We start from the raw sequence: 3,483 nt of genomic DNA on the forward strand, positions 1-3,483 counted from the left end.
CCCCGGGCCGGTCGGGCGCCTCCGCACCGGCGCTCACCCCCGTGGCCCGGAGCTGCTCGGCACCCGAGCCGCCGCCCGCACCACTGCCCGGGGCGAGCAGGAGGGGAACGCCGAGGACGGCGACGACCACCACCGCGAGGGTGGCCGCGGCCTCGGCGAGGCGACGGCGGCGGGTCGCGCGGGCGCGTCGCCAGGCGTGGTGGCGGCGCAGGTCGCGGCGCCGCGGGTCGATCGGGGGAATCGCCACGAACCGGACGTTATCGGATCGTGACCTGCGGGGGAACGGGTTCCGCGTGCGGGTTCGCGTGGTGCCGCTCGGCTGAGCGCGGGGGAGGCGCCGTCAGTCCTCGTCGCGGTAGCTCTGGTCGACGTAGACCTCGTCGACCAGGTGCATCGCGGCCTCCTCGGCGCTCGCGGCCCCGCCCGAGACGCCCTCGTCGCGCGCGAACGCGTCGGTGCCGCCCGCCTCGACCGCGTCGTCGTCGGCCGTGAGGCGCCCCGCGCGGTCCTGCTCGCGGTCGCCCGTGACGCGCGGCGGGGCCTCCCAGACCTCGGGCTCCTCCTGCGTGATGCGCTGGTCGATCGTCTCGCGGTGCTTCTCCTCCCACGGGGTCTCGCCGTAGTGGGAGCGGTTGTCGCGCTCGGGCGGGGAGTAGCCCTCGTCGAGCAGGTCGTCGACGCCGCGTTCGATCAGGGTGTCCTCGCGCGAGAGCTGGTCGCTGTCGCCGTCGGAACCCGTGGCCGGGTCGAAGCTGGTGCCGGGCGTGTCGCTCATGTCACGACGATGTCACCGAGTGACGCAGGTCGCCACCCCCGCAAAGTCCTTGGTCCGCTCGTCGTGCGCGCCGCACACTGGCCTGCATGGGCCACCTGGACGTGATGGGGGTCGGGTACGTCCTGCCCGACGGACGACCGCTGCTCGACGACGTGACGTTCCGCGTCGCCGACGGTGCGCGCGTCGCGCTGATCGGGCCGAACGGCGTCGGCAAGTCCACGCTGCTGCGGATCGTCACGGACGACGAGCAGCCGCACGCCGGCTCGGTGGCGCGCAGCGGCGGCCTGGGTGTCATGCGCCAGGACGTGGGCCGCATCGACGACGAGCGCAGCGTGCGTGACCTGCTCGCCTCGCTCGCGCCGCGCGCGGTGGCCGACGCCGCGGCCGAGCTGGCCGCCGCCGAGCTCGCGATGATGGAGGTCGACGACGAGCCGGCGCAGATGCGCTACGCCCAGGCCCTCGTCGACTGGGCGGACGTGGGCGGCTACGAGGCCGAGGCGGGCTGGGACCAGGTCACCGACGCGGTGCTGTCCATCCCGTTCGAGCGCGCGCAGTACCGCGAGGTGCGCACGCTGTCCGGCGGCGAGCAGAAGCGCCTGGTCCTCGAGGCGCTCCTGCGTGGCCCCGACGAGGTGCTCCTGCTCGACGAGCCCGACAACGCGCTCGACGTGCCGACCAAGCGCTGGCTCGAGGACCAGCTCGTCGCGTCGTCGAAGACCGTGCTGCTCGTGAGCCACGACCGCGAGCTGCTCGCGAAGGTCGCCACGCACGCCGCCACGCTCGAGCCGTCGCCCGCGGGCGCCTCGGTGTGGGTGCACGGCGGAGGGTTCGGCACCTACCACCAGGCGCGTGAGGACCGGCGCAGCCGGGCCGACGAGCTGCTGCGCCGCTGGGAGGAGGACCACGCCAAGCTCAAGGCCCTCGTGCTCACGCTCAAGCAGCGCGCGACGTTCAACGACGGCATGGCCTCGCGCTACCAGGCCGCGCAGACCCGCCTGCGCAAGTTCGAGGAGGCCGGGCCGCCCGCCGTGCGCGTCCAGGAGCAGTCGGTGAAGATGCGTCTGCGGGGCGGCCGGACGGCCAAGCGCGCGGTCGTCGCGCGGGACCTCGAGCTCACCGGGCTGATGCGGCCGTTCGACCTCGAGGTCTTCTACGGCGAGCGCGTCGCGGTGCTCGGCTCGAACGGCTCGGGCAAGTCGCACTTCCTGCGGTTGCTCGCTGCCGGCGGCTCCGACCCGGGGCCCGAGCACGAGCCCGCGGACGACGTCGTGGTGGCGCCCGTCGCCCACAGGGGCTCGGTGGTGCTCGGCTCGCGCGTGCGCCCGGGGTGGTTCGCGCAGAACCGCACGCACCTCGACCTGGTGGGTCAGACGCTCCTGGAGGTGCTGCACCGCGGGGACGGGCACCGCTCGGGGCTCGGCCGCGAGCAGGCGAGCCGCGCGCTGGACCGCTACGAGCTCGTGGGGCAGGCCGAGCAGCGCTACGAGACGCTCTCGGGCGGGCAGCAGGCGAGGTTCCAGATCCTGCTGCTCGAGCTGGGCGGGGCGACGCTCCTGCTGCTCGACGAGCCGACCGACAACCTGGACCTGCACTCGGCCGAGGCGCTCGAGGACGGCCTCGCGGCCTTCGAGGGCACCGTGCTCGCGGTCACCCACGACCGGTGGTTCACGCGCACGTTCGACCGGTTCCTGGTCTTCGGCGCCGACGGCTCGGTCCGGGAGACGCCCGAGCCGGTGTGGGACGCGGGGCGCGTCGCACGCGTGCGCTGAGCGTGGCGCTCGTGGTCAGGCGACCACGAGCGTCACGGCGAGCGCGGCCATGACGAGCGCGACGACGAGGTCGAGCACCTGCCACGCACGCGGGCGTGCGAACAGGGGCGCCAAGCGCGTCGCCCCGAAGCCCAGCGCGCTGAACCAGGTGGCGCTCGCGAGCACCGCCCCGGCCCCGAACGCCCACACCGCGCTCTGCTGGTGTGCGAGCGACCCCAGCAGCACGACCGTGTCGAGGTACACGTGGGGGTTGAGGAACGTCAGGGCCAGGCACGTCACGACGACCGCGCGCCGCGACGCAGGGCCCTCGGCGGCGGGGTCGAGCCGCGCCGGGTGTCGGGCGCGCCGGAGCGCGACGACGGCGAGATACGCGAGGAACGCCGCGCCGAGCCACCGGGTCAGGCTCAGCGCCGTCGGGTGGGCGGCGACGAGCGGGCCGAGCCCCGCGATCCCGGCGAACACCAGCAGCAGGTCGCCCACGGTGCACAGCGCGACGACCGGGACGACGTGCTCGCGGCGGATGCCCTGGCGCAGCACGAAGGCGTTCTGCGCGCCGATCGCGACGATCAGGCCGAGACACGCGAGGAAGCCGGCAGCCAGGGAGGGGATCACCCGCAGGACGCTAAGGGCGCTCGCCAGGTGCAGTCCATCTCAGGTTTCTGCAGGAGCATTAGCATCACTTCATGAACGTCGACCGCGCCAGGAACGTCGACCGCGCCATGAACGTCGACCGCGCCATGAACTTCGACCGCGCACAGCTGCGTGCGCTCGCGGCGGTGCTCGACGAGGGCACCTTCGAGGCGGCGGCGGCCCGGCTGCACGTCACTCCGTCCGCCGTCAGCCAGCGCGTGCGCGCGCTCGAGCAGCAGGCCGGGCGCGTGCTCGTCGTCCGGGCGCGCCCGTGCCGGGCGACCGAGCCCGGAGCCGTGCTCGCCCGTC

At 74.5% G+C, this 3,483-nt stretch carries 5 protein-coding genes; 2 read left to right on the plus strand and 3 right to left on the minus strand.

Features of this window, described 5'->3' with window-relative positions; translation table 11 throughout:
* A partial coding sequence (locus CWIS_RS08120) for a hypothetical protein (protein ID WP_048342765.1) occupies positions 1 to 247 on the minus strand: 247 nt, incomplete at its 3' end.
* Positions 248 to 340: 93 nt separating this feature from the next.
* Positions 341 to 775: a DUF5709 domain-containing protein gene (locus tag CWIS_RS08125; protein ID WP_048342766.1), complete on the minus strand. Its 435-nt coding sequence runs from the start codon at positions 773 to 775 to the stop codon at positions 341 to 343.
* 86 nt (positions 776 to 861) lie between these two features.
* On the opposite strand from CWIS_RS08125, the gene CWIS_RS08130 reads away from it, so the two are divergent.
* The gene (locus CWIS_RS08130) at positions 862 to 2,544 is read left to right on the plus strand and encodes an ABC-F family ATP-binding cassette domain-containing protein (RefSeq protein ID WP_048342767.1); all 1,683 of its coding nucleotides are present in this window, start codon (positions 862 to 864) and stop codon (positions 2,542 to 2,544) included.
* A 15-nt stretch (positions 2,545 to 2,559) separates the two neighbouring features.
* Here the strand turns inward: CWIS_RS08130 and CWIS_RS08135 are convergent, their stop codons facing one another.
* On the minus strand, positions 2,560 to 3,156 hold the full coding sequence (locus tag CWIS_RS08135; RefSeq protein ID WP_048342768.1) for a LysE/ArgO family amino acid transporter: 597 nt from the start codon (positions 3,154 to 3,156) through the stop codon (positions 2,560 to 2,562).
* 125 nt (positions 3,157 to 3,281) lie between these two features.
* On the opposite strand from CWIS_RS08135, the gene CWIS_RS08140 reads away from it, so the two are divergent.
* The coding region (locus CWIS_RS08140) for a LysR family transcriptional regulator (protein ID WP_156186600.1) at positions 3,282 to 3,483 on the plus strand (202 nt) is incomplete at its 3' end.

Origin of the sequence: Cellulomonas sp. A375-1, assembly GCF_001040865.1 — a bacterium.
Taxonomy (GTDB): Bacteria; Actinomycetota; Actinomycetes; order Actinomycetales; family Cellulomonadaceae; genus Cellulomonas; species Cellulomonas gelida.